22 protein-coding genes, 1 tRNA gene, 1 pseudogene and 1 riboswitch are annotated in these 26,060 nt (G+C 71.7%); of the genes and pseudogenes, 17 read left to right on the forward strand and 7 right to left on the reverse strand.

Annotated elements, in window-relative coordinates; translation table 11 throughout:
- The first annotated feature begins 63 nt into the window (after positions 1–63).
- The 3 genes and pseudogenes from K4S16_RS40550 to K4S16_RS40560 form a co-directional block, all read left to right on the forward strand.
- On the forward strand, positions 64–255 hold the full coding sequence (locus K4S16_RS40550) for a hypothetical protein (protein ID WP_149264429.1): 192 nt from the start codon (positions 64–66) through the stop codon (positions 253–255).
- Positions 256–322: 67 nt separating this feature from the next.
- Entirely contained in the window at positions 323–940 is a 618-nt protein-coding gene (locus K4S16_RS40555; RefSeq protein ID WP_200842401.1) for a hypothetical protein, read from the forward strand.
- 92 nt (positions 941–1,032) lie between these two features.
- Positions 1,033–1,320 (forward strand): annotated as a pseudogene (locus K4S16_RS40560) (ATP-binding protein); the annotation flags it as partial.
- Here the strand turns inward: K4S16_RS40560 and K4S16_RS40565 are convergent.
- A complete protein-coding gene (locus tag K4S16_RS40565; protein WP_149264430.1) occupies positions 1,317–1,940 on the reverse strand; it encodes an SMI1/KNR4 family protein in 624 nt (207 codons plus the stop codon). The pseudogene K4S16_RS40560 and the gene K4S16_RS40565 sit on opposite strands and share 4 nt — an antisense overlap.
- Positions 1,941–2,248: 308 nt before the next feature.
- Here K4S16_RS40565 and K4S16_RS40570 point away from each other — a divergent pair, with 308 nt between their 5' ends.
- On the forward strand, positions 2,249–3,493 hold the full coding sequence (locus K4S16_RS40570) for a hypothetical protein (RefSeq protein WP_149264431.1): 1,245 nt from the start codon (positions 2,249–2,251) through the stop codon (positions 3,491–3,493).
- 235 nt (positions 3,494–3,728) lie between these two features.
- On the opposite strand, the gene K4S16_RS45345 is transcribed toward K4S16_RS40570, so the two are convergent.
- The 3 genes from K4S16_RS45345 to K4S16_RS40585 all read right to left on the reverse strand — a co-directional run bounded on the left by K4S16_RS45345 (position 3,729) and on the right by K4S16_RS40585 (position 4,805).
- The gene (locus K4S16_RS45345; RefSeq protein WP_200842402.1) at positions 3,729–4,196 is read right to left on the reverse strand and encodes a transposase; all 468 of its coding nucleotides are present in this window, start codon (positions 4,194–4,196) and stop codon (positions 3,729–3,731) included.
- Positions 4,197–4,244: 48 nt separating this feature from the next.
- The gene (locus tag K4S16_RS45350; RefSeq protein WP_200842403.1) at positions 4,245–4,574 is read right to left on the reverse strand and encodes a transposase; all 330 of its coding nucleotides are present in this window, start codon (positions 4,572–4,574) and stop codon (positions 4,245–4,247) included.
- Positions 4,575–4,731: 157 nt separating this feature from the next.
- Positions 4,732–4,805: transfer RNA gene (locus K4S16_RS40585), tRNA-Pro, on the reverse strand.
- A 178-nt stretch (positions 4,806–4,983) separates the two neighbouring features.
- Here K4S16_RS40585 and K4S16_RS40590 point away from each other — a divergent pair.
- The 12 genes from K4S16_RS40590 (at position 4,984) to K4S16_RS40645 (ending at position 20,754) form a co-directional block, all read left to right on the forward strand.
- Entirely contained in the window at positions 4,984–5,766 is a 783-nt protein-coding gene (locus K4S16_RS40590; protein ID WP_149264433.1) for a hypothetical protein, read from the forward strand.
- Between the two features lie 183 nt (positions 5,767–5,949).
- The gene (locus K4S16_RS40595) at positions 5,950–7,842 is read left to right on the forward strand and encodes a PP2C family protein-serine/threonine phosphatase (protein WP_149264434.1); all 1,893 of its coding nucleotides are present in this window, start codon (positions 5,950–5,952) and stop codon (positions 7,840–7,842) included.
- Positions 7,843–8,327: 485 nt separating this feature from the next.
- Positions 8,328–8,466, forward strand: a riboswitch (cyclic di-AMP (ydaO/yuaA leader).
- 11 nt (positions 8,467–8,477) lie between these two features.
- Positions 8,478–9,251 (forward strand): CHAP domain-containing protein, encoded by a 774-nt coding sequence (locus tag K4S16_RS40600; RefSeq protein ID WP_149264435.1) that lies wholly within the window; start codon positions 8,478–8,480, stop codon positions 9,249–9,251.
- A 244-nt stretch (positions 9,252–9,495) separates the two neighbouring features.
- Positions 9,496–12,408, forward strand: coding sequence for a CDP-glycerol glycerophosphotransferase family protein (locus tag K4S16_RS40605; RefSeq protein WP_149264436.1), 2,913 nt, complete (start codon positions 9,496–9,498; stop codon positions 12,406–12,408).
- On the forward strand, positions 12,392–13,678 hold the full coding sequence (locus K4S16_RS40610; RefSeq protein ID WP_149264437.1) for a glycosyltransferase: 1,287 nt from the start codon (positions 12,392–12,394) through the stop codon (positions 13,676–13,678). Before K4S16_RS40605 ends, K4S16_RS40610 begins: the two co-directional genes overlap by 17 nt.
- A gap of 24 nt (positions 13,679–13,702) precedes the next feature.
- Positions 13,703–14,941 (forward strand): acyl-CoA dehydrogenase family protein, encoded by a 1,239-nt coding sequence (locus K4S16_RS40615; RefSeq protein WP_149264438.1) that lies wholly within the window; start codon positions 13,703–13,705, stop codon positions 14,939–14,941.
- The gene (locus K4S16_RS40620; RefSeq protein ID WP_149264439.1) at positions 14,938–15,717 is read left to right on the forward strand and encodes an SDR family oxidoreductase; all 780 of its coding nucleotides are present in this window, start codon (positions 14,938–14,940) and stop codon (positions 15,715–15,717) included. Before K4S16_RS40615 ends, K4S16_RS40620 begins: the two co-directional genes overlap by 4 nt.
- A gap of 26 nt (positions 15,718–15,743) precedes the next feature.
- Positions 15,744–16,361 (forward strand): TetR/AcrR family transcriptional regulator, encoded by a 618-nt coding sequence (locus K4S16_RS40625; RefSeq protein WP_149264440.1) that lies wholly within the window; start codon positions 15,744–15,746, stop codon positions 16,359–16,361.
- A 24-nt stretch (positions 16,362–16,385) separates the two neighbouring features.
- Positions 16,386–17,540, forward strand: a complete 1,155-nt coding sequence (locus K4S16_RS40630) for an acetyl-CoA C-acetyltransferase (RefSeq protein ID WP_149264441.1) — start codon at positions 16,386–16,388, stop codon at positions 17,538–17,540.
- A 208-nt stretch (positions 17,541–17,748) separates the two neighbouring features.
- Positions 17,749–18,915 carry an NADH:flavin oxidoreductase gene (locus K4S16_RS40635; protein WP_200842404.1) on the forward strand — a complete coding sequence of 389 codons (1,167 nt, stop codon included), beginning with the start codon at positions 17,749–17,751 and terminating at the stop codon, positions 18,913–18,915.
- A 34-nt stretch (positions 18,916–18,949) separates the two neighbouring features.
- Positions 18,950–19,927, forward strand: a complete 978-nt coding sequence (locus tag K4S16_RS40640) for an SDR family NAD(P)-dependent oxidoreductase (RefSeq protein ID WP_149264442.1) — start codon at positions 18,950–18,952, stop codon at positions 19,925–19,927.
- An 11-nt stretch (positions 19,928–19,938) separates the two neighbouring features.
- Complete coding sequence (locus K4S16_RS40645) at positions 19,939–20,754, forward strand: MaoC family dehydratase N-terminal domain-containing protein (protein ID WP_200842405.1); 816 nt, start codon at positions 19,939–19,941, stop codon at positions 20,752–20,754.
- 27 nt (positions 20,755–20,781) lie between these two features.
- On the opposite strand, the gene K4S16_RS40650 is transcribed toward K4S16_RS40645, so the two are convergent.
- The 3 genes from K4S16_RS40650 to K4S16_RS40660 form a co-directional block, all read right to left on the reverse strand.
- The gene (locus K4S16_RS40650; RefSeq protein WP_149264444.1) at positions 20,782–22,446 is read right to left on the reverse strand and encodes a glycerol-3-phosphate dehydrogenase/oxidase; all 1,665 of its coding nucleotides are present in this window, start codon (positions 22,444–22,446) and stop codon (positions 20,782–20,784) included.
- Positions 22,447–22,612: 166 nt separating this feature from the next.
- Entirely contained in the window at positions 22,613–24,133 is a 1,521-nt protein-coding gene (glpK, locus tag K4S16_RS40655; protein WP_149264445.1) for a glycerol kinase GlpK, read from the reverse strand.
- 42 nt (positions 24,134–24,175) lie between these two features.
- Positions 24,176–25,003: an MIP/aquaporin family protein gene (locus tag K4S16_RS40660; RefSeq protein ID WP_149264446.1), complete on the reverse strand. Its 828-nt coding sequence runs from the start codon at positions 25,001–25,003 to the stop codon at positions 24,176–24,178.
- A 246-nt stretch (positions 25,004–25,249) separates the two neighbouring features.
- Between K4S16_RS40660 and K4S16_RS40665 the strand changes: the two genes are divergently transcribed.
- A complete protein-coding gene (locus K4S16_RS40665; RefSeq protein WP_149264447.1) occupies positions 25,250–26,017 on the forward strand; it encodes an IclR family transcriptional regulator in 768 nt (255 codons plus the stop codon).
- Positions 26,018–26,060 lie beyond the last annotated feature (43 nt).

The following is a 26,060-nucleotide window of genomic DNA, read 5'->3' on the forward strand; positions in this document are numbered from 1 at the left end:
GCTACAACGGCCCCTCGCCGACGTCACCCCCACCGCCAAACCTCTCCGACCTGGAGGTCGCGTATGCAGCCGTTGAAGAACGCCGAACTTGCGGAACTCCCCACCGTCGTCGACATCAACACCGCCGCCCGAGCCCTCGACCTCTCCCGCACCTATGCCTACCAACTGGTCAGGGCCGCCCTCGGGTGCGCGGAGAATGGCCTCAGCAAGCGTCCTGGCCGCGGCATGGTAGTCCTCGGTCATGACCTGAACTGAGCCCAAGGTCGTGAGCGTCCCGCTGAACTCGCGCTCGTAGCGTCCCGGCTGCTACAGCCAGATCACGGTGCGCACCAACCACTACTCGGTCCCGGTCCGGCTGATCGGCCGCCGGGTCCGGGCGATGCTGCACGCCTCGGAGCTGATCGTCTATGACGGCCGCACCGAGGTCGCCCGGCACGAGCGGCTGCTGGCCAAGGCGGCCAGCCGCCTAGAACTGGACCACTATCTGGAGGTGTTGATCCGCAAGCCGGGTGCGCTGCCGGGCGCGACCGCGTTGGACCAGGCCAAGGCGGCAGGGAAGTTCACGCCCGTTCACGAGCAGTGGTGGGCACGGGCCTGCCAGGGACACGGCGACCGGGACGGTACCCGGGCCCTGATCGAGGTGCTGCTGCTGGCCCGCCACATGAACCACGAGCACATCGTCGCGGGCCTGGCCGCCGCTCTACGCGCCGGGGCGCTCACCGCCGACGCCGTCGCGCTGGAGGCCCGCAAAACCGCCGAGGCCGACGACTCCGTTCCCGAGCACGATCCTCGTGAGGCCGGGCAGGCGGCCAGCGCGGTGACGTTCCTGACCCAGCGGCGGCTGGCGAACTTGCCGCCCGACACCCGCCCGCTTCCCTCGGTCGCCGCCTATGACCAGCTGCTGCGCCATCGCCCACCCGGATCGGAGACCGCCTCATGACCCAGCACCGTCACCGCGGGATGATCGAACAGGCCGCTCAAGCCTCGATCGAGCAGGCATGCCGGCTGCTGCGGCTGCCCACAATCCGCGGCCGCTACGGCCGCGTCGACCTGCTCTGCATCGACGAACTCGGCTACATGGAGCTGGACCGTCACGGCGCCGAACTGCTGTTCCAGGTCCGGACCGAACGCGAGGAGAAGGCCAGCGTGGCGATCGCCTCCAATGAGTCCTTCGGCGGCTGGACCAAGACCTTTACCGACCCGCGGCTCTGCACCGCGATCGTCGACCGGCTCACCTTCGGCGGCACCATCATCGAGACCGGGACCGACTCCTACCGCCTCGCACAAAGCCGCGCCCGCGCCGCGCAGAGCGTTTCTTAGCCCAGGTCCCGGTCCCAGAACAGGACTCCGTCCTCGTCCGGGCGAGCCTCATATCCGCCGATCCTGCCGTGGTTGTCGAGTGCGTCGGCGATGTCGGCGAGCATGGCGGTCACGCTGCCCCAGCGCACTTCGCCGTCCGTGGAGACCCTGTCGAACTCCCGCACGCACCCGCGCCTCGGGCCAGACCGCAGATCGACGAACAGGTCCGCGCCGCCGCTGCCGGCGATGGGCAAGAAAGCGAGGAGCCACATTCTCGCCTCGGTGCCTGCAGGGTCGGCTTGCGCCTTGGTGAAGACCTCCTCCGTGAGCAGCCCTTCCCCGATCATCTGGTCATGCCACACCTGCCACCAGACCCTCCGCGAGTCGAGAGCGTGCTCGATGCGGAAGGGACAGTAGCCCGGGAGCAGGTCGAAACGCTGGTGGGACCAGCTGGACGCGCTTCCGTTCGCGAGCCGCCACCACGCCACAAGATCAGCCGGCAGCCTCGCGCCCACCGCTTCTTCAGCCGCGGCGATGTCCGCGTCGGCGGCAGGTGGACCGATGCGCTCCAAGGTGGCCGGAGCATGCTGGGTCAGCCATCCCAGGATCCGGTCCCACGACTCATCAACGGTGGAAGTCATCGACACATGATCAACCGAAGAACCGGAGACCTCAACCTGTCAGCTCGAACTGGACCCGAGCAGGTGCTGTCACTTCTCACCAACACTCACGACCCACAAGATCGCCTGGCGCTGCTCAAACAGCACTACAAACGCTGTCGCTTCTCAACTACGGAGCCATAGGTTGCACACCGTCCGCTCAGGCATCTTCGCCGACAAGCGCATGCAGGACCTACAGAGGGGACGGTCACCCCATCATTGGAGTCAGCGCCGAGTAACTCGGCGCGTCCTGCCAGCCCCGGGTGTCCCCACCTCGATCGGAGACCGTCGTGAAGAACAGCGTGTTGTGGCGAGTTGTCGACAACGACAGTGGCGCCGAGGCCATCGTCAGTACGCCTGCCGAGGCGGTCGCGTTCATCAACAGCCGGTTCGACACCGATGAAAACGGCGATCCATTCAGCTTCACCGAGGTCGGTCCCTTCGTCCCGAAGCCGCTCGACGTCATCACCGCGTGGGCGGCCAAACAGGACGACGGGCGGACCGATGGGCGAACTGCACCGATCACGATCAGGCCGGTAGTGACTGACGGCGCCATCGACAAGTGCGACGACGTCGTGCTCTGGGGCGACGTGCAAGTCACGTGGGACCACGACGTGTACACCGTCCTTGGACCGGACGGCTACGAGTACAACATCGCCGACAGCGCAGCCGAGCTCAACGAGATCCTCGACGAGTACGCCACCGACGACGAGTACGTCGAACCCGAAAAGTCCGACGGCCACGAGCGGCCGAGCCAGCGAGAGTTGATCCGGTACGGCGCCCAGGAGTGCGCCAGCCGGTTCGGGCACCTTGACGACGACGCTCTGCTGTGGCTCGCCGCCACCCGGATCACGCTCGCCCTCTGGCGCAACACGCCTGTCGAGAACTGGCATGCCGGCAGGAGCCCGCTGCACGACGGCACGATGATGCGGATCAACGCGGCGACCACCCGGCTCGTGCGCTCGATGCTGTCGTTTGACCATGTCGACTGGGTCGCTGTCGGTCTCGCGATCGTCAACCCGTCTCGGGTTCTGCCGACTGGACAGTCCGTGCTCGAGCTCGGGTTGGCCTGCCACAACCCTGACGACCCGGCGCACGAGGATGATCCGCGCGACGACCTCGCGGAGATGGCACAGGCCGCGATCTCTTGGGGCCGTGCGTACCGCCTCCACGAGCAGGAGTTCGGCCTGCGGACCCTGATCGAATTCTTCTGCGCGCTCGACACCGGCTGGTTCGGCGCACCTAGTTGGGGCTGCATCGTCGATCGGTTCGTTGCCGCAATCGACGACCGGGAGCACGGACACTGGCGCGTGCACCGGGACCAGCCTTGGTTCGACGAGTGGTTCACCAGCCGTCCGGCCGACATTGCCGACAACGTTGAACTGCGTCGGCTCCTGCTTGCCGGGCCGGACCTGCTGTCCGAAGCAGCTGCCGAATGGTGCGTGGAAGGGACCATCGGCTACGTCTGTCGGAACGACCATGCGAACGGCTGCAAGCGGTGCGGTGTCCCGCCGGCGACAGAGTCGTCGAGTTAAGGCGTGTTGTGAAAATGATCGAGCTCGCTGCCTGGCAGCTCACAACCCACGGATGACTTCGGCCAGGTCAGGGCCGTAGGGGGCCTAGTAGATGATTGAACCGTCGGCGTCGAGCTGCCCCATGAACCAGCCGTCGTCGGCGCGTGCAAGGCACAGGTCATGGAAGGACAGAATGACGTCAGGCTGGAGGACGTCGTAGTCGGCCGAGCCGTACTGTTCGACAACGACGAGTCGTTCAAGCGAGAGCAGGTCCGATCCCGCACTCGACCGCGTGCCGCTGCTTGTAGTCGTCCTTGTCGAACTCGGGCGGACGGCCACCGCGGGAGCCGAGCTTTCGGCGGTTGCGAATCTGGTCCGCCTTCTCCGGGATGGTGCACTTCACGCCGCGTCGGCGCAGATAGGCATGGTTCGCGCGGGAGCCGTACGCCTTGCCTGCGCGGACCCTGTTCGGCTTCGTGCGAGGCCAGCCCGGTCCGGTCCTGGGCACTCGGATACCGTCGAGGACCGGCTGGAACTGGGGACCGTCGTGCCGCTGGCCGGCGGTGACGAGCAGGGACAGCGGCTTCTGTCCCTGCTCGACCGCCAGGTGAAGTTTGGTAGTCGGCCCGCCGCGCGAGCGCCCGAGGCCGTGGTCGTCGGGCTCGGCGTCGACGCCCCCGGGAGGCTTCTTTTGGAGATCCCTCTTTACGCGCTCCAGCGGCATGCTGATAGGTGCGCGCGATGGTGGAGTCCACGCTTACGTCCCACGTGATCAGGTCTTTGCATCGGCCTCCGCCTGCAACTGCTCGAAGAGCCGTTTCCAGGTGCCGTCGCGCTGCCAACGCCGGAACCGGTCGTAGGCCCGGTTCCACGGCCCATAGCGCTCCGGAAGATCACGCCACGGAGCGCCGGTCCGGGTCCGCCTCCGTATCCCGTTGATCAACTGCCGCCGGGTCCAGATCCGCGGCCGACCTGGCTTCTTGCCCACCGGCAGCAACGGCTCCAGCCGCTCCCACTGGCTGTGGTCGGTGGAGTTGGGCGACGCACCTGGTACCTGCGGCGGCCTGGAGGTCTGGTGGCTCGGCGTGGCTCGGTTGAACATAGGGAGAGGGCGCGCCGACGGTTCTCGAGTCTTCTGGTCCTGTGTGAACCGTCCGGGTGCCGGGGGAGACGGCTCGGTTCGCTAACGAACGGCTAACTAACGATCAAGAGGCCGGTTCTCCGTGGTGGAGAAACGGCCTCTGAGCTGGTACTTCTTGTCGGGACGGCGGGATTTGAACCCACGACCCCTTGACCCCCAGTCAAGTGCGCTGCCAAACTGCGCTACGTCCCGGTGCCTGGTGGAGCAGGCGTGAATTACTGTAGCGCAGTCTGCGGGGTCGTGCGTACCGAGATACGGGTGCGCGGATCTCTGGTAGGCAGGCCGGATGGTGCGGTTGCGGGTGGTGCTGGCCGGGGTCGTGGGCCTCGGGCTGGTGTGCGGGTGCGGGGACGGTGGAGGGGCTCGGCCGGTGAGCAGCGGTAGCCCTGAGCCGCGGGTGTCGGAGACGCCTTCCAAGGCGCCGGTCGTGCGGGTGCCGGCGGGGGTGCGGGCCTCGTACGAGGTCTTTGATCGTGCCGCCGGGCGGGTGGTGGTGGCGCGGGCGACGCGGCGGACGTTCCGGTCGGCCTCGGTGGTGAAGATCCTCATCGCGCTGGACTACATGGATCGGCACGCGGTTTCGGCGGCCGATCGGCGGTTGCTCGTGCCGATGCTGCGGTCGAGCGACGACGCGGCGGCCACGGAGTTCTGGCGGCGGGGCGGGCAGGGGCGGATCATCGAGCGGATGGTGCGGAAGGTGGGGTTGGAGGACACCGCGCCGCCGCCCGCGGAGAAGCCCGGGTTCTGGGGATATACGGCGCTCAGTGCGCGGGACGTGGTGCGGATGTACCGGTATCTCCTGGACGAGGCGCCGGAGGCGCAGCGGGAGTTCGTCCTGGAGCAGTTGCGGAGGTCGACGCCGTGCGGGACGGACGGGTTCGACCAGACGTTCGGGATTCCGCGGGCCTTGATGCGGCCGTGGGCCGTCAAGCAGGGGTGGTCCGGGTTCGGGGAGACGCCTGCGGAGCCGTGCCGGGGCGTGCGGCCGGCGGCGTGGGGGCCCGACCTGGGGCTGGGGCGGCCGGTGCTGCACACGACGGGGGTCGTCGGGGACAGGATCGTGGTGGTGCTGACCCTGCACCCGGCGGGCACGTCGTTCCGGACGGCGACGGCGCGGATCACCTCGCTGACCAGGCAGGTCGCGAGGGTGTGACGCGGGTCACAAGGCGGGGAACGGTTCCCTCCCGAGAGGGTCACCGGAAGCGGTCGAGTCCGGGCGGGAACGGAAAACCCGGGCAAAGATATGCCCTCCTTATGAGGAGATGGGCGAATAGTCCCTCACTGACGTATGTAGCTTTTTTCTCCCAGAGGCACGTGACGCCGAACGGGGGACAGGTTGGCGGAAGCGGAGGGCGCCCAGCCCGGGGTCCACGTCGCGGACGTGGAGGACCTGCGGGGCGCGGCACACGACCGCGCGGTGCTGGCCGAGGCGCGGGTCGTGCTGGCCCGCCGGCTCGGCGTTCCGCCGGGTGAGGCCCTGCAGCACCTGATCTGGCTCGCGCGCGACCTCGACATGGACCTGGCCGAGGCGGCGTCCCTCCTGGTCAAGGACGGGGGCGGCGGGCCGGTCGGGGCCGTGGTGGCGGGGCGGCGGGCGCCGCGCACCGAGGAGGTCCCGGCGGAGCGCCAGGCGGTGCTGTCGGAGGCCGAGGACGTGCTGCGCCGGGTGACGGCCGAGGACACCGCGGGGGACGCGGAGATCCTCGCGCGGGTGCCCGACGACCCGGCGGCGAAGGCGGTGCTGGACGGGGCGCTCGACTCGGCGGCCCATCTGGTCCCGGTGCGGGGGCCGGACGGCAACGTGGCCGACTTCCTGTTCGCGGAGCTCAACGGCGTCGCCAGGGACATGTTCGGGCGCGGCCCGGAGGAGCTGACCGGGCTGCGGCTGCTGCGGACGGACCCGGGCGCGGTGCTCAGCGGCCTGTTCGACGACTACGTCGAGGTGCTGGAGTCCGGGACGAGGCTGGAGCGTCCCTCGATCCAGTACTCGACGGCCCAGCGCGGCCTGTCCCGCTCGTCGCGGATGAGCGTCCGGTGCGTCCGGGTGCCGACCGGCGTGTGCGTGACCTGGCGGTACCACCTGGCCGAGGACCGGATCGCGCGGCGGCTGGAGCGGGTCGAGCGGCTCGCCCTGATCGGGTTCGGGGAGTGGGACCTCGCGACGGGGGAGGCGGACTGGACGCCGCAGATGCTGGCGAACTACGGCCTCGCCCCCGACGAGGTGCCGCCGGTGCCGCACGACCTGCCGAAGGTCGTGGCGGACGACGACCTTCCGCTGGTCGAGGAGGCCGTCCAGACGATGTTCTCGCGGCGCGAGCCGGTCGAGGCGGAGCACCGGGTGATCGGCCACGACGGGACGCCGCGCCACCTGTGGGTGTTCGCCGAGCCGGTGCTCGGCGAGTCCGGGCTGCCCGTCTCGATCAACATCGTGTCGCAGGACATCACCCGGCGGCGCGGGGTGGAGCGGGCGCTGGCCGAGACCCGGCGGCAGATGCTGCGGCAGCAGGCGCGGACGGCGCAGGAGCGGCGCGTGGCGGTGACGCTGCGGCGGGCCATCCTGCCGGACGAGAACGAGATCGAGCAGCTGCCGGGCCTGTGCACCTCGATCCGCAGCATGGCGGCGGAGAGCACGGCCCGCATCGGCGGCGACTGGTTCGCGACCCGGACGCTGCAGGACGGGCGGGCGATGTTCGCCATCGGGGACGCGGCCGGGCACGGCCTGCCGGCTGCGGCGGCGATGGCGCGGACCCGCAACGGCCTGCTGGGGCTCGCCTGCACGGGTGAGCGGGCCGGGCGGCTGGTCGGCTGGCTGAACGAGCTGATCGGCGCCATGGACCCGCCCGCGACGGGCACCGCGATCGTCGCCCACTACGACCCGTCGCGGCACGTCCTCGAATGGACGTGCGCGGGCCACCCGCCGCCGATCCTGGTGCGGGACGGCCGGGCGGCGCCGCTGGAGGTCGTCCGCGACCCGATGCTCGGCGCCATGCCCGGCTGGGAGTACACGACGATCACCACCCGGCTCCACCCGGGCGACATGCTGTTCCTGTACACCGACGGCCTGGTCGAGCGCAGGGACGCCGACCTGGACGAGCGGATCGTCCGCCTCACCCGGATCCTGCGGGAGAGCTCCATGCGCCCCGATCTGGTGCTGGACGAGGTGCTGGGGCGGATGGAGCACGACCGGGCGGCGGACGACACCACGCTCTTCGCGGTCTACGTGGTGTGACCGTCCGCGCCCCGCGGTGACGAACGGCACCGCTGACCAGCGAAGATCGCTGCGTGTGATGTACGCCTCACTCGGAGGGCGGGGAGAGGGCCTCCGGCGGCGCGGCCAGGCCCGCCGGCCGCCCCTTTTCGATCTTCTTTACCTTTTCCGAGAGAACCGGTAAGCCCGTCGGGCAAAGGGGTGCGGGGCACTCCGGCAAAGATCGGGAAGACGCGGCGGGGTGCGGGTGTTGGGAGTCCCTTGGAAGGGCTTTGAGCAGGCAAGACTTTACTTTATGCCTGGTTTGCTTTTCTTGGGATGGTTGGTACGTTCGATCCCGAATCACGCAGCGCGTCCCATGCGTTGCCACCGGCCGCACCATGCGCGGCCGAGGATCGCGGAGCGGTATCCGCACGCGATGCGCGCCAGGTGATGCGCGCCCCCTCGTCAAGATCAGCCAGCAGAACATCCGTATACCGGCACCGCGTCCGCGGTGCGAGGCCGAGTCCGTCCGGTCGCAGAGACCGGAACGGAGCCGGGGACCCACGTTTCTGGGGTGAATCGGCGCGCCCGAGAGTCGCGCCGTAGGGCTGCTTCCATGCCCGAATCCGTCAGCTAACCCGGTAGGCGCCATGGAAGACAAGGAGATTCCCTGCATGTCCGGTCGCTTTGATCGTCTTTCGCTCGACCGCTTCACGTCCGAGGACAAGGCCCTCGGCATCGCCGCAGGCGCCGTCCTGGCGGGCGCGGTCGGGCTCTCGGTGCTCAACCCCCTCGCCGGCGGCCGCGCGGCCGCCGAGACCCCCGCCGCCGCGGCGGCGGTCGCCGAGCAGGGCACCGCCTCCCACGCCTCCTCCGGCGCCAGGACCGTGAAGGCCGAGCGGGCCTCCGCCGCCGCCGAGGCGCGCCGCGAGGGATTCAAGGTCCCCCCGCACGCCGTCAAGCCCGCCGAGGTCATCAAGCTCGCGAAGAAGCAGGTCGGCGTGCACGAGGGCAAGGGCGGCATGACCAAGTACCACCGGTGGTACGTCTCGACCCCGCACGCCAAGGAGACCGCCAAGCGCGACGGCGGCTTCTCGGTCAAGGAGTACAACGGCGCCCAGTGGTGCAACATGTTCGTGTCCTGGCTCGGCGCCCAGACCGGCGTCAAGAACATGGGCTGGGACGCCTACACCGTCCAGCACGCCAACTGGTTCAAGGAGACCGGCCGCTGGGGCCACACCGCCAAGCCGGGCTCCGTGGTGTTCTTCGACTGGCAGGACGGCTCGAAGGCCGGCATCGGCGACATCGACCACGTCGGCATCGTCGTCAAGGACAACGGCAACGGCAAGATCACCACGATCGAGGGCAACACCGACAACGCGGTGAAGGAGAAGGTCCGCGACAAGTCGCAGGTCGTCGGCTTCGGCTACCCCGACTACGCCCGCTGACCCGACCACGCCCGCTGACCCGACCACGGTCCACGAAGGCGCCCGTTCCTCCCGGAGGCGCCCGTCCCCAGAAGGCGCCCGGCCGCACGGCCGGGCGCCTTCTGGCGTTCCGGGTGTTGTGCCCAATGTCTCCGGGGACGGTGGGTAATGCCAAGCGTTGACAGGCTTTGATCCCCCTTGGACCTCAGTGCGGCGTTCCTGGAAAGGAATCCAGCACGCCGGAGTCTGCGGAGGGGGGATGCCCATGGCGGCGCGCCCGGATGTCAGCGTCGTGGTGATCGCCTACAACGACGCGCGCCGGCTCCCGAGGGCGGTGGCCTCGACGCTGGCGCAGTCGCTGGGCGGCGTCGAGACGCTGATCGTCGACGACGCGAGCACCGACGGCACGGGCGAGGCCGCCGACCGGCTCGCCGCGGCCCACCCCGGGCGGGTCCGGGCCGTCCACCTGCCGGTCAACTCCGGCTGCTGCGGCCGTCCCCGCAACACCGGGATCGAGGCGTCCACCGGCCGGTACCTGATGTTCCTCGACAGCGACGACCTGCTGGACCGGCACGCCTGCCTCAACCTGCTCGCCGCCGCCGAGGACACCGGCGCCGACATGGTCTCGGGGCTCTGCGACCGGATCTTCCTCGACGTGCCGAGGGGCGCGAAGGGGCGGATCCGCCCCTGGTATCCGTGGCTGTACCGGCACAGCGCCGTCCACGAGTCGCTGAGCGAGAACCCCGATCTCCTGTACGACACCCTTTCGACCAACAAGGCGTACCGGCGCGGCTTCCTGGAGGAGCACGGGCTGCGGTTCGTCGAGCGGCTGCACTACGAGGACCTGCTCTTCACCGCCGAGGCCTACCTGGAGGCCGGACGGACCGCCCTGATCCCGCACCGCGTCTACAACTGGCTCGTCAAGGAGCGGACGCCGGATCCGTCGATCTCCAACCGGCGCGCCGAGCTGGCCAACTTCGCCGACCGGCTGGAGATCCACCGCCGCATCGACATGCTCTTCGCGCTGCGCGGCGCCTACGACCTGCAGCGGGCCAAGGACGTCAAGTTCGTCAACCACGACCTCGTGCTGTACCTGCGGGAGCTGCGCGGACGCGACCCCGCCCACCAGGCGCGCTTCCTCGACCTGGCCGCCGCCTATCTGGCCGAGCTTGACCCGCGGGTCTTCGAGGAGGCCAACCCGATGCCCGCGATCGCCGCGCACCTGGTCCGCGAGGGCGACCACGCGGGAGCGCTCGCCGCCGCCGAGTACGACCCGGCCAAGCGCCCGGAGTTGCGGGCCCGCCTCGTGGAGCGGGACGGGCGCGTCTACTGGGGCGCCGGGCGCCCGCGGGGCCGGATCGGCCGCCGCATCCTGGACGTCACCGGCTTCGGCTTCCACCTGCGGCCCCTCCGGGAACTGCGCCCGGCGAACACCGTCACGCGGCTGGAGACGCGCGGTGTCCGCGTGCTCATGGCCGGCTACGTGCTGAACCCGCTGGGGCGGATTCCGCCGGAAGCCGAGCTGACCGGGACGCTGGAGTTCTCCGACCGGCGCCGCCGCTCCAGGAGGGCGCGGGTCCGCGCGTCCGTCCGGCACGAGGGCGACCGGCTCACCTGGCGGGCCGAGTTCGACCCCGCCCGGAAGATACGCCCGTACGGGTTCATCGACCCCGTCTGGGACGTCCGGCTGCGCATCCGGGTGGACGGCGAGGAGATGGTCACCCGGCTCGGCGAGGGACGCGGGTCGCCGCCGCTCGGCGGTGCCGCGCTGCCCGTCCGGCCCCGGCTGACGCGGTTCGCCGGGGACCGGCTCCGCTCGTACGTCACCGAGGGAGGGCACCTGGCGTTCGCCCTGGAGACGGGGAGCCCGTGGGCGAGGCTCGCCCGGGCCGTCGCGCGCAGCGCCGCCCGGTCCCGCCCGGGGCGGCTGGCCAGGTACCGGGCGCAGGGGCTCGGCGCCTCGGTGCGCCGGACGCTGACCGCCCGCAACACCAAGATCGTCGTCTTCAACCGGGTGCTGAGCCGGCTGCCCGTCCGGACCGGCCTGGCGGTCTTCGAGAGCCAGCTCGGCCGCCACTACTCGGGCAACCCCAAGTACGTCTACCGGGAGCTGCGCAGGTCCGGCCGCCCGGTGGAGGCGGTCTGGTCGTACGCGTCGTCCCCCAAGGGGTTCCCGGACGACGCCCGGCTCGTCAAGCGCGGATCATGGGCGTACTACCTGGCGCTCGCGCGGGCCCGGTACTGGATCGACGACCAGGGCTTCCCGGACGGGCTGCGCAAGCGTCCCGAGACCACCTACATCCAGACCTGGCACGGCTCGGCGTTCAAACTGATGGGCCTGGACCAGCCGCGGCTGAAGTCGGGCCCGGCCTCCGAACAGGCGCGGCTGCGGCGGATGGTGGAGCGGTTCGACTGCTTCCTGGTGCGCTCCGGGCATGACGCCGAGACGCTGTGCAATGGCCTCGGCGTCCGCTCCGAACTGCTCCCGGCGGGCTACCCCCGCAACGACCCCCTGGTCAACGGGGTGGACGACGATCCGGAGCTGGCCGCCGAGATCGCGGAGCTGCGCGACTCGCTCGGCCTGGACGACGGGCGCCGCGCCGTCCTGTACGCCCCGACGTACGCCACCGGGCCGAAGGGGCGGCGGATCCGGCTGCTGGACCCGCCCGTGGATCCCGCCGTCTTCGCACGGGAGCTGGGGGAGGAGTTCGTGCTGCTCGTCCGGCCGCACTACCTGTGCCGGGCCAACGTGCCGCCCGGCGCCCGCGAGGTCATGCGGGACGTCGGCGCGGTGCCCGACGTGACGCCGCTGATGCTGCTCGCGGACGCGCTCGTCACCGACCACTCCTCGATCATGTTCGACTTCGCGCTGCTCGACCGGCCGATCGTGCTGCACCTGCCGGACGGCCGGGACCTCGCCACCGGCTACTTCGACCTGGAGCGGCACGCCCCCGGGCCGATCACCCGCACCGAGGACGAGCTCGTCGCCGCGCTCGCGGGCCTGGACGCCGCCGAGGCCGAGTACGCCGCGCGGCGCCGCGCGTTCGCCGCGCGCTTCGGCGAGCACGACCGCGGCGCCGCCGCCAGGACGGTGGCGGACCGCTACTTCCCGGCCGCGCCGCCCGGCAGGAGGGGGCGGCCGAGAAGGAGGAGGGAGCGCCATGGCCGCGCCGCGTGACGTCTTCATCGTGTGCAACAACGCCGACGACATGGGCGGCCTCCAGCGCTGGGCGCACCACATGGCGCGGCTGCTGGCCGGGCGCGGCGACCGCGTCACCCTCGTCGGCATCACGCGGGGGCCGGAGCCGTACCACCACGGCCGCGACGGCTCCTATGCCGTCGAGGTGCTGCACGGGGAGTGGCGCCCGCCCGTCATGGCGTGGCGTCCGCGGAAGGCCCTGCGGCGGCTCGATCCGGTGGCACGGGCCCGCGACCTGTGGCGGACGGCCGTCCAGCGGCGCGGCGCGGCGAGGCTGTCGGAGCTGTTCGCCGCAGCGAGGCCGGGAGCGGTCGTGATCGCGGCGCAGGTGTGGGCGATGGAGTGGGTGCGGCTGGCCGACACCTCCGGGCTGCGCGTGGTGGCGATGAGCCACGAGTCGTACCAGGCGACCCGCGCGTCCTCGCGGTACCGGCGGGTCAAGGAGCACTACCCCTGGGCCGACCGGATGCTGGTGCTCACCGCCGAGGACGCCGACGCCTGGGCCAGGGACGGAATGACCAACGTCGATCACATCCCGAACGCGCTGCACGTCACGCCCGGCGTCCACCCCACGCTGGACCTGCCCGTCGTCGCCTGCGTCGGCCGCCTGTCCTACGAGAAGGGCGTTGACCTGATGCTGGAGGCATGGGAGCGCGTCGCGGGACGGCATCCGGGGTGGCGGCTGCACATCTACGGCACCGGCCCGGACGAGGCTGACCTGCGGGCCCAGGCGGACGCCGCCGGGCTGTCCCGCTCAGTCGAGTTCCGGGGCGCGGTGTCCGACGTCGAGGAGGCGCTGGTCGAGGCTTCGGTGTTCGCGCTGCCCTCGCGGGCCGAGGGGTTCCCGATGTCGGTGCTGGAGGCCATGGCGTACGGGCTGCCCACGGTGGCGTTCGACTGCGCGCCGGGCGTCCGGGTCCTGATCGAGGACGGGCGGGACGGTCTGCTGGCCGGTCCGGGGGACATCGCCGCGTTCGCCGCCGAACTCGACCGGCTCATCGAGGACCCGGACCTGCGCCGCGCGCTCGGCGCCGAGGCCCGCGCGTCGGTGCTGCGGTTCCAGCCGGCCACCGTCCTCGCCCGCTGGGACCGGCTGTTCGACCTGCTCCACCGCGAGCTCCCGGCGACCGCGCCGGAGCCCGCGCCGACCCATGCGCCGGCACCCGCGCCGGGCCGTGCCGCGTCCCCCCTTCCGGGGCGGATCGCGACGCGGGGGGCCGAACCCGCCCTAGGGGGTGATTCTTTCTAACAACTGTTTGGTAGAGTTCGCGGCGTGAAGCACAACGAGTCCCCCGCGGACCGGGCCTTCCGCGCCGAGGTCCGCGACTGGCTCCAGGACAACCTGTCGGGCGAGTTCGCGCACGCCCGCGGGCTCGGCGGGCCCGGCCGCGAGCACGAGGCGTTCGAGGAGCGGCTGGCCTGGGAGCGGCACATGGCCGCCGCCGGCTGGACGTGCGTCGGCTGGCCCCGCGAGTACGGCGGGCGCGGCGCCACCGTCGAGCAGCAGGTGATCTTCCACGAGGAGTACGCGCTCGCCGACGGCCCCGCCCGGGTCAACCACATCGGCGAGAACCTGCTCGGCCCCACGATCATCGCGTTCGGCACCGACGAGCAGCGCGCCCGCTTCCTGCCGCCGATCGTGGCGGTGCGGGAGCTGTGGTGCCAGGGGTACTCCGAGCCCAACGCGGGGTCCGACCTCGCCAACGTGCAGACCCGCGCCGAGCTCGCCGGCGACCACTGGCTGGTCAACGGCCAGAAGGTGTGGACGTCGCTGGCCCTCGAAGCCGACTGGTGCTTCGTGGTGTGCCGCACCGAGCCCGGCTCGTCCCGGCACAAGGGGTTGTCGTACCTGCTCGTCCCGATGCGGCAGGACGGCGTGGACATCCGGCCGATCGTCCAGCTCACCGGCACCTCCGAGTTCAACGAGGTGTTCTTCGACGGCGCCCGGGCCGGCGCGGGCGACATCGTCGGAGCGCCCGGCGACGGCTGGAAGATCGCGATGGCGACGCTCGGGTTCGAGCGCGGCGTCGCGACCCTCGGCCAGCAGGTCGGGTTCCGGCGCGAGTTCGAGGGCGTCGCCGACCTCGCCCGGCGCACCGGCGCCATCGACGACCCCCTGCTGCGCGACCGGCTGACCAGGTCGTACATGGGCCTGGAGATCATGCGGCTGAACGCGGTGCGCACCATGGCGGGCGTCGCGGCGGGCGCGCCCGGCCCCGAGTCGTCGATCTCCAAGCTCGTCTGGGGCACCTGGCACCGCGAACTCGGCGAGCTGGCCATGGACGTCCTCGGCGCCGCCGGCCTCGTCGCCGACGGGGCGCCGGGCGCGGGCCCGGACGGCGGGTCCGCGGAGGCGCAGCCCTACGACCTGAACGACTGGCAGCGGCTGTTCCTGTTCTCCCGCTCCGACACGATCTACGCCGGGTCGAACGAGATCCAGCGCAACATCATCGCCGAGCGCGTCCTCGGCCTGCCCCGTGAACCGGCCGCCGACAGGAAGGCACGCGGATGACCCCGCCCCCCTACGTCCCCGGGCACGGCCTGCTCGCCGGCCGCGCCGTCGTGATCACCGCGGCGGCCGGCGCCGGGATCGGCGGGGCCACGGCCCGCCGCTGCCTGGAGGAGGGCGCCCGGGTCCTGGTCTCCGACGCGCACGAGCGCCGGCTCGCCGCGACGGCGGAGGAACTGGCGAAGGAGTTCGGCGCCGACCGGGTCGCCTCGCTGCCCTGCGACGTCACCTCCGAGGAGCAGGTGCAGGCCCTCTACGGCGCGGCCGTGGAGCAGTTCGGGCGCGTCGACGTCGCGGTCAACAACGCCGGCCTCGGCGGGACGGCGGACCTGGTCGACATGGCCGACGAGCAGTGGGGGCGCGTCCTCGACATCACCCTCACCGGCACGATGCGCTGCACCCGCGCCGCCCTGCGCCTCATGCGGGACCAGGGCTCCGGCGTCATCGTCAACAACGCCTCGGTGATCGGCTGGCGGGCGCAGAAGGGCCAGTCGCACTACGCCGCCGCCAAGGCCGGCGTCATGGCGCTCACCCGCTGCTCCGCCCTGGAGGCCGCCGAGTTCGGCGTCCGGGTCAACGCCGTCTCCCCGTCGCTCGCCATGCACCCCCATCTGGTCAAGGTGACGTCCGAGGAGCTGCTGGAGGAGCTGACCCGCCGGGAGGCGTTCGGCCGCTACGCCGAGCCGTGGGAGGTGGCCAACGTTATCGTCTTCCTGGCCAGCGACTACTCGTCGTACATGACGGGGGAGGTCGTCTCCGTCTCCTCCCAGCACGCATAGGAACACCGGCACATGAGGAAGAGCGCATGAGTCCACGACGGCGCGACGCCGAGGGCACCGCCGCCGCACGCGCGGGGCGGCGGGCCGAGCTGCTCGCCACGGCCGCCGAGGTGTTCGCCTCCCAGGGGTACTCCGCCACCACCGTCCGGAAGGTGGCCGACGCCGCCGGGATCCTCGGCGGCAGCCTCTACTACCACTTCGACTCCAAGGAGTCGATGGCCGACGAGATCCTGTCGACCTTCCTGGACGACATGTGGACCGCCTACGACCGCGTCCTGAGCGCGGGCCTCAGCGCGCGCGACACCCTGGAGGCGATCGTCGTCGAGTCGTTCCGCTCGATCGACAAGCACCGCCCCGCCGTCGTGCTCTACCAGAACGAGTCCAAGCACCTCGCGACGAGCGAGCGGTTCCACTACCTCCTGGACTCCCAGCGCCGGTTCGAGGAGATGTGGCTGTCCCTGCTGGACCGCGGCGTCAAGGAGGGCGCGTTCCGCGCCGACCTCGACCGGACCCTCATCTACCGGTTCATCCGCGACACCGTCTGGGTCGCGGCCAACTGGTACCAGCACGGCGGGCGCCTGTCCGCCGACGACATCGCCAAGCAGTACCTCGCCATGTTCCTCGAAGGGATCCAGGCGAGCTAGGCCCCCGTACGAAGGAGACACCCCATGGCCGAGGCATACATCGTCGACGCGGTCCGCGCCCCGGTCGGGCGCCGCAACGGCGGGCTCGCCGGAGTGCACCCCGCCGACCTCGGCGCGCACGTGCTGACCGCGCTCATGGACCGGACGAAGATCGACCCGGCCGCCGTGGAGGACGTGGTCTTCGGCTGCGTCGACACCCTCGGCCCGCAGGCGGGCGACATCGCCCGCACCTGCTGGCTCGCCGCCGGCCTCCCCGAGGAGGTCCCCGGCGTCACGGTCGACCGGCAGTGCGGCTCGTCCCAGCAGGCCGTCCACTTCGCCGCGCAGGCCGTGCTGTCCGGAACCTCGGACCTGGTCGTCGCGGGCGGCGTGCAGAACATGTCGCAGATCCCGATCGGCTCGGCGATGACCGCCGCGGCCCCGCTCGGCTTCACCGAGGGCCCCTTCGCGGGCTCCGCGGGCTGGACGCGCCGCTACGGCGACACGGAGGTGTCGCAGTTCAACGGCGCCGAGATGATCGCCCGCGACTGGGACATCTCCCGCGAGGAGATGGAGGCCTTCGCCTACGAGTCGCACCAGCGCGCCATCCGCGCCATCGACGAGGGCCGCTTCGAGCGCGAGATCGCCCCCCTGGAGGGCGTCGCCGCCGACGAGGGCCCGCGCCGCGACACCACCCTGGAGAAGATGGCGGGCCTGAAGACGCTCGTGGAGGGCGGCCGGCTCACCGCGGCCGTCTCGTCGCAGATCTCCGACGGCGCCGCCGCGCTGCTCATCGCCTCCGAGCAGGCCGTCAGGGACCACGGCCTCACCCCCCGCGCCCGCATCCACCACATCTCCGCGCGCGGCGAGGACCCCATCCGGATGCTGTCCGCGCCCATCCCCGCCACCGCGTACGCGCTGAAGAAGACCGGGATGACGATCGCCGACATCGACGCCGTCGAGATCAACGAGGCGTTCGCGTCCGTCGTGCTCGCCTGGCTCAAGGAGACCGGCGCCGACCCGGCGACGACCAACCCCAACGGCGGCGCCATCGCCCTCGGCCACCCGCTCGGCGCCACCGGCGCCCGGCTGATGACCACCCTCCTGCACGAGCTCGACCGCACCGGAGGCCGCTACGGCCTCCAGACCATGTGCGAAGGCGGCGGCCAGGCCAACGTCACGATCCTTGAGAAGTGCTAGCCCAGGGGGGCGCCCCCTGGAACCCCCGTTGCGAGCCGGGCGATCCTCACGCCACCGTGCGGGTTTCTGAGCCCGTGCGGGTTCGTTCGCGGCGCTGCGGTCGCCCGGCTCGGCGGGTCGGGCGACCTCCAGGCGCTTAGAGCGCCTTCCGGCCGCCCGACCCGCGGTCGTGGCCGGTGTTCCGAATCAGTAGGTGAGGAGACGGATCGTGGAGGTCTTCGAAGCGGCGCGGCTCGGGCCGTTGACGTTGCGGAACCGGGTGATCAAGGCGGCCACGTTCGAGGGGATGACGCCCGACGCGCTCGTGACGGACGACCTGATCGAGTACCACCGGCGGCCGGCCGCCGGGGGAGTGGGCATGACCACGGTCGCCTACTGCGCCGTCGCGCCCGAGGGGCGGACCGAGGGGCGGCAGATCTGGATGCGGCCGGAGGCCGTGCCCGGGCTGCGGCGCCTCACCGACGCCGTCCACGCGGAGGGGGCCGCCGCGTCCGCGCAGATCGGGCACGCCGGCCCGGTCGCCGACGCGAGCTCCACCCGCCTGCCCGCGATCTCGGCCGGACGGTTCTTCAACCCGCTCGGCATGGCCTTCACCAAGGTGGCCACGGCCGAGGACATCGAGCGCATCACCCGCGCCCACGCCGGGGCGGCCAGGCTCGCGATCGAGTCCGGCTTCGACGCCGTCGAGATCCATTTCGGGCACAACTACCTGGCCAGCTCGTTCCTCAGCCCCCGCCTCAACCGGCGCAAGGACGGCTTCGGCGGGCCGGTCGAGAACCGGGCCAAGGTCGCGCTCGGCATCGCCCGCGCCGTCCGGGACGAGGTCGGCGACCGCATAGCGATCACCGGCAAGCTCAACATGCGCGACGGCGTGCGCGGCGGCCTGGAGATCGACGACAGCCTCTACGTCGCGCGCAGGCTCCAAGACGAGGGCACCGTCGACGCGCTGGAGCTGACCGCCGGCAGCTCCCTGCTCAACCCGATGTACCTCTTCCGCGGCGAGATGCCCATCCCGGAGTTCGCGGCCAGCTACAAGCCGCCCATGAGGATCGGCCTGCGGATGTTCGGCAAGCGGTTCCTGCGCACCTACCCCTACAAGGACGCCTACCTGCTGGAGCACGCCCGCAGGTTCCGCGCCGAACTCGATCTGCCGCTGATCCTGCTGGGCGGCATCACCGACCGCGCGGCCATGGACACCGCGATGGCGGAGGGCTTCGAGTTCGTCGCGATGGCCCGCGCCCTGCTCCGCGAACCGGACCTCGTGAACCGGATCGCCGCCGACCCGTCCACGCCGTCGCTGTGCATCCACTGCAACCGGTGCGTCCCGACGGTCTACAAGGGCACCCACTGCCCGCTCGTCCCGGAGCCGAATTGACCTGGAGTGCGCTCCAGCTCCTAGTTTCGGGGGCATGACCACACCACAGCTGCCGATCGGTTCGGGGTTCGGATTCGAGAGCACGGCCGGGGACGTCCTTGAGGGCGTCGACCTGTCGGGCAGGCTCGCCGTCGTCACCGGGGGCTACTCGGGCCTCGGGCTGGAGAAGACGCGGGCGCTGGCGGGCGCGGGGGCGCGCGTGGTGGTTCCGGCGCGGCGGCCGGGCGCGGCGAAGGAGGCCGTCGGCGGCATCGACGGCGTTGAGGTCGACGAGCTGGACCTGGCCGATCTGGAGAGCGTGCGCGGGTTCGCGGAGCGGTTCCTCGCGTCCGGGCGCGGCATCGACATCCTGATCGACAACGCGGCGGTGATGGCCTGCCCGGAGACGCGGGTGGGGCCGGGCTGGGAGGCGCAGTTCGCCACCAACCATCTGGGGCACTTCGCGCTGGTGAACCGCCTGTGGCCGGCCGTCAGGCCGGGCGCCCGGGTCGTCGCGGTGTCGTCGCGCGGCCACCACTTCTCCCCGATCCGCTGGGACGACGTCCAGTTCGAGCACGGCTACGACAAATGGGAGGCGTACGGGCAGGCGAAGACGGCCAACGTGCTGTTCGCCGTCCACCTGGACGCGCTCGCCAAGGACGAGGTGCGGGCCTTCTCGCTCCACCCCGGGAGCATCCTGACGCCCCTCCAGCGCCACATCCCCATGGAGGAGAAGGTGGCGAACGGCTGGATCGACGAGGACGGCAACGAGATCGGCCAGGGGTTCAAGACGCCTGAGCAGGGCGCGGCGTCGGCCGTGTGGGCGGCCACCTCGCCGCGGCTGGCCGGAATGGGCGGCGTGTACTGCGAGGACTGTGACATCGCCGAACAGGTCCCGGACGACCTGCCCGTGCAGCGCGGCCGGAGCGGCGCCCCCTCCAGCGGCGTGCGCTCCTACGCGGTCGACCCGGAGCAGGCCCGGCGGCTGTGGGCGCTGTCGGCGGAGCTGACCGGGGTGAACGCGTTCGCGTAGCGCCTGCGACGATGGGGCCCGTGATCGACATCGCGGGGTGGGCGCCGGAACCGCAGGAGACGACCGAGGTCATCGGCGCCGGGCCGGCGGCGGCCCTGGCCGGGGTACTCGATGTCGAGCCGCCGGGGGAGGAGCTGCCGCCCCTCTGGCAGTGGCTGCACTTCCTCGAACGGCCCGCGCAGCGCGAGCTGGGCCCGGACGGGCATCCGCGCGAAGGGCGGTTTCTCCCGCCGATGCCCGACCGGCGCCGCATGTTCGCGGGCGGGCGGTTCCGGATCCGCGAGCCGCTTCGCGTCGGGGACGCCGTCACGCGCCGGGCGGAGCTCGCCTCCACCGCCGTGAAGCAGGGGCGCAGCGGGGAGATGCTGTTCGTGACCGTCCGGCACACCTTCGTGCGGGACGGCGCCGAGATCGCGGTCGAGGAGCAGGATCTCGTCTACCGCAGTGGCGACACGGCGTCCCGTCCGGAGCGGGCGGTGTTCGAGGCGCCGGACGTGGACGCGCCGTGGACGCTGAGGACGGCCGCCGACCCGGTCATGCTGTTCCGGTTCAGCGCCCTCACCTACAACGCCCATCGCATCCACTACGACGAGGCGTACGCGACCGAGGCGGAGGGGCACGCCGGCCTCGTCGTCCACGGGCCGCTGCTCGCGATCCTCTGCCTGGAGCTGCCGCGCCGGGCGGGCCTGAAGGTGCGCGAACTGTCGTTCCGCGCCCGCAGGCCCGTCTACGCGAGGCAGCCGTTCGCGGCGGCCGGATCCCCGGACGGCGCCCTCGCGATCCATGCGCCGGGCGACGTCACGGCGATGACCGCCACCTTCGCGTAGGCGGCACCTACGTGCGGTGGCTTCGCCCTAGGCGGCGGGGACCGGCGCCTCCTCGACCGCCGGGCCGCCGCGGCGCTCCGCCGCGACCTGCTGGACGTACCGCTTCACCTCGCCGCTCACCCGCTCGTCGTCCCAGCCCAGCCAGGGTGCGATGAGTTCGGCGACGCGGGCCGCCGCGGCGACGCCGCCGTCCCACTCCTCGATCGAGATGCGCAGCCGCCGCGAGAGGACGTCCTCCAGGTGCAGCGCCCCCTCGTGCGTCACCGCGTAGACGGCCTCGGCGCACAGGTAGTCCTCGGCGCCGGGGACGGCGGCGCCGAGCGCCGGGTCGTCCGCGACCAGGGCGAGGACCTCCCGGGCGCACGAACCGTACCGGTGCAGCAGGTGCTCGATCCGCGCGACGTGCAGGCCGGACTCGGCGGCGAGCCGGCGCCGCTCGTTCCACAGCACCTCGTACCCGGTGGCGCCGAGGATCGGCAGCCGGCCGGTGACCGACGCGGGAACCGAGTCGTCGAGGCCCTCGGCGACGACGTCGACCGCGTCCCGCGCCATCACGCGGTAGGTGGTGAACTTCCCGCCGGTGACCACGACGAGGCCGGGCACCGGCTCGGCGACGGCGTGCTCGCGCGACAGCCGCGTGGTGTCGTCCATCTCGCCGGACAGCAGCGGCCGCAGCCCCGCGTAGACGCCCTCGATGTCGTCGTGCGTGAGCGGCGTCCGCAGCACGGCGTTCGCCTGCTCCAGGAGGTAGCCGATGTCGGTGTGCTCGGCGACGGGCCCGTCGGGGCCGTGGTCGTGCGGGGTGTCGGTGGTGCCGACGAGCCAGTGCCGCCCCCACGGGATGATGAACAGGACGCTCTTGGACGTCCGCGTGATCAGCCCGGTGCCCATGGGGATCCGGTCGCGGGGCACGACCAGGTGGACGCCCTTGGACGCCCGCACGCCGAACGCGGCCCGAGAGCCGGTCATCGCCTGGGCGCCGTCCGTCCACACCCCGGTCGCGCACACCACGCTCCGGGCCCGCACGGCGATCTCCCGGTTCCCCTCCAGGTCCAGGACGTGGACGCCGGTGACCCGCTCGCCCTCGCGCAGGAACCCCGTCACCTCGGCGCGGGTGGCCACCCTCGCCCCGTACTGGGCCGCGGTGCGGGCGACCATCATCGTGTAGCGGGCGTCGTCGACCTGCGCGTCGTAGTACTGGACGGCTCCGACCAGCGCGTCAGACCGGAGGGCCGGGGCCTCCCGCAGGGCGGCCCGCCGCGTGAGCTGGCGGTGCCGGGGCAGCGACCGGGCGCCGCCCATCGAGTCGTACAGGGTCACGCCCGCGCTGACGTACGCCCGCTCCCAGACCCGGTTGCGCAGCGGGTAGAGGAACCGGACGGGGCGGACCAGGTGCGGCGCGAGCCGCTGGAGGAGCAGGCCGCGCTCCCGCAGCGCCTCCCTGACCAGCGCGAAGTCGCGCTGTTCGAGGTAGCGCAGCCCGCCGTGGATCAGCTTGCTGGACCGGCTGGACGTGCCGGCCGCCCAGTCCCGCGCCTCCACGAGGGCGACGGACAGGCCCCGCGAGATCGCGTCGAGCGCCGCGCCGGCGCCGACGATGCCGCCTCCGACGACCACGACGTCGAACTCGGTCTCCGCCAGGTCGCGCAGGGTGTCCTCGCGGTACCGCGGGCCGAGGGCTACGGATGTCACTGCATGCTCCCGAAGAGAGGTCAGGTCGAGTGTCGTGCGGGCGGGTTGCGGCGGGCCGTCGCCCGGAGGACCTCCGGACCAACAGCCCGCCGCTTCCCGGCGAAGTGCGGTGAGCGTCAGGTGCCGCTCGGCCCCCGTGGTGAGGGGCCGAGCGGCGCCCCCGTGCTCAGTCGCCCAGGTCGACCCAGTCGAGGGTCCGGTCGACGGCCTTCTTCCAGGCCGCGTACCCCTGCTGGCGCTTGTCGTCGTCCCAGGTGGGCTGCCAGCGTTTGTCCTCGTTCCAGTTCTGGCGGAGTTCGTCGGTGGTGTTCCAGAATCCGACGGCGAGGCCGGCGGCGTAGGCGGTGCCGAGGGCGGTGGTCTCGGCGACGACGGGTCGGGAGACCGGGACGCCGAGGATGTCGGCCTGGAGTTGCATGCACAGTTCGTTGGCGGTGACGCCGCCGTCGACCTTGAGGACGTCCAGGGAGACGCCGGAGTCCTCGCGCATGGCTTCGACGACGTCGCGGGACTGGTAGCAGATGGATTCCAGGGTGGCGCGGGCCAGGTGGGCGTTGGTGTTGTAGCGGGAGAGGCCGACGATGGCGCCGCGGGCGTCCGATCGCCAGTAGGGGGCGAACAGGCCGGAGAAGGCCGGGACGAAGTAGACGCCGCCGTTGTCGTCGACCTGCCGGGCCAGGGCCTCGCTTTGGGCGGCGCCGGAGATGATGCCGAGCTGGTCGCGCAGCCATTGCACCGCCGACCCCGTCACCGCGATCGACCCCTCCAGCGCGTACACCGGCTTCTCGGATCCGAACTGGTAGCAGACGGTCGTCAGCAGCCCGTTCTTCGAGCGGACGAGTTCCTCGCCGGTGTTGAGCAGGAGGAAGTTGCCGGTGCCGTAGGTGTTCTTGGCCTCGCCGGGCGAGAAGCACACCTGCCCCACCGTCGCCGCCTGCTGGTCGCCGAGCGAGGCGGTCAGGGGGACCTCGCCGCCGAGCGGACCGTTCGCGCGGGTCGTCCCGTAGCCGCCGGGCGCGGACGACGGTTTGATCTTCGGGAGCATGGAGCGCGGGATCCCGAAGAACGACAGGAGTTCGTCGTCCCAGGAGAGGGTCTCCAGGTCCATCAGCATGGTGCGGCTGGCGTTGGTGGGGTCGGTGACGTGCACGCCGCCGTCGGTCCCGCCGGTGAGGTTCCACAGCACCCACGAGTCGGTCGTGCCGAAGACGGCGTCGCCGTTCTCGGCGGCCTCGCGGACCCCGTCGACGTTCTCCAGGATCCACTGGATCTTGCCGCCGGAGAAGTAGGTGGCCGGGGGGAGGCCCGCCTTGCGCCGGATGACGTCGCCCTTGCCGTCCCGCTCCAGGGCCGCGGCGATGCGGTCGGTGCGGGTGTCCTGCCAGACGATCGCGTTGTAGTAGGGGCGCCCGGTGCGCCGGTTCCACACCACGGTCGTCTCGCGCTGGTTGGTGATCCCGCACGCGGCCAGGTCGCCATGGGAGAGGTTCGCCTTGTTCAGCGTGCTCTCGATGACGGCGCGGGTGCGCTCCCAGATCTCGGTCGGGTTGTGCTCGACCCAGCCGGCCTGGGGCAGTATCTGCTCGTGTTCGAGCTGGTGGCGGGCGATCTCGTTGCCGCCGTGGTCGAAGATCATGAATCGGGTGCTGGTCGTGCCCTGGTCGAGGGCCCCGACGAAGTCAGCCATGCGTGCGGTCTCCTGGAGTCGTGGGGGACGGGACGGGACGGCTCACGCCGCCTCGTACTCGGGCTCGGGCTTCGTGAGGCCCTGCGGGTCCTCCTCGGCGGGGGGCAGGAACCGCCCGATCAGCGCCTTGTAGAGCCCGACGCCGAGCACGCCGCCGATGAGCGGGCCGATGATCGGCACCCAGAAGTAGAGATCGCCGTTCTGGTCCCGCCAGGCGCTGCCGTAGCCGGTGAGGAACGAGGCGAGCCGGGGCCCGAAGTCGCGGGCCGGGTTGATCGCGTAGCCGGCGTCGGTGCCCCACGCCATGCCGATCGCGACGACCAGCAGGCCGATCATGAACGGGGCCAGGTTGGCGAGCGGCGGGGAGTTGCGCACGTCGGTGAGCGCCTTGATCACGAAGAGCAGGATGGCGGTGCCGATCACCTGGTCGCGGAACGCGCCCCAGGTGCCGACCGGGAGCGTGCCGTTGCCCGGCAGAGTGGAGAACACGCCCTGGGTCTTGATGGTGTGGCCGGGGTCGACCTTCGCCAGTATTTCGCTGTAGTTCCAGCGGACGATCAGCGCCGCGACGAACGCCCCCGCGGTCTGCGCGGCGATGTAGGGGGCCGTCTTGCGCCAGGCGAACTCCTTGAACGTCGCCAGCGCGATGGTGACGGCGGGGTTGAGGTGGGCGCCGCTGATCCGGGCCGCGACGTACACGCCGAGCGTGACGCCTAGGCCCCAGGCCCAGGCGATGCTGTCGTGGTCGCCGATCTCGGCCCCGGCGACCTGCGCGACGACGCCGACGCCGAACAGGATGAGGATCAGGGTGCCGGCGAACTCGGCGGCGAGCTCACCGGCCAGGGTGGGGATTCTGGGGCGTTCCGCCATGGGTACTCCTCGGCAGATGGGGTGGACGCGAGCCCCGTGAGGCTGGCTGGACGGTAAGCCGGGACGAACCGTCTTACAACGGGAGCCTGCCGACAATGTCGAACACTTTCGTCGCCGCCCGGCGGCGGTTACCCTCCACCCTGTGCACCAGATCACAGAATCCGGGCAGTTCAGGGCGCATCGGACGATGATTACGGCGGCTGCCGACATTGTCGGCACCCCGCCGGGAGACCTACCATCGCTCCCATGCCCGGACCTGTGCAGTCGATCGAGCGGGCTGCCGCGATCCTGCGCCTGCTGGCGGCGAGCTCGGGCCGGCTCGGGGTCGGGGAGATCGCCAGTTCGCTGGGCCTCGCCCGCGGCACCGCGCACGGCATCCTGCGCACCCTGGAGCGCGTCGGCTTCGTCGAGCAGGACGGCGCCACGGGGAAGTACCAGCTCGGCGCCGCCCTGCTGCACCTCGGCACGAGCTACCTCGACGTCAACGAGCTTCGGTCGCGCGCGATCAACTGGGCCGACGCGCTCGCCTCGCGCAGCGGCGAGGCCGTCCGGATCGGCACGCTGCTGGAAGGCAAGGTCCTCGTCGTCCACCACGTGTTCCGCCCTGACGACACGCTCCAGGCCATGGACGTCGGCTCGCTGCTGCCGCTGCACGCCACCGCGCTCGGCAAGGCGCTGCTCGCGCACGACGCCAACGCGGCGGCGTCCATCCGCGACACCGTCCTGGAGTCCTACTGCCGGCGCACCATCACCGACCCCAGGGAACTCGCACGGGCCGCCACGCGCGTCCGGGAGAACGGCTGGGCCGCCGAGACCGAGGAGCTGTCCATCGGCGAGGCCGGCATCGCCGCGCCGATCCGCGGGCACGGAGGCCTGGTCGTCGGGGCCATCGGCATCTCCGGAGCGGTCGAGCGGATCTGCGACTCCCGCCGCGTCCCCGACCCGAGGCTCGTCGCCTACGTGCGCGACGCGGCCCGCGCCGTCTCCCGGGACCTCGGCGGATCGCGCTGGTGACGCGCCGCCCCCGGCACGGCGGGGCGGAGGGGCGCGCCTGGGA

Source organism: Actinomadura sp. K4S16, assembly GCF_008327685.1.
GTDB lineage: Bacteria > Actinomycetota > Actinomycetes > Streptosporangiales > Streptosporangiaceae > Spirillospora.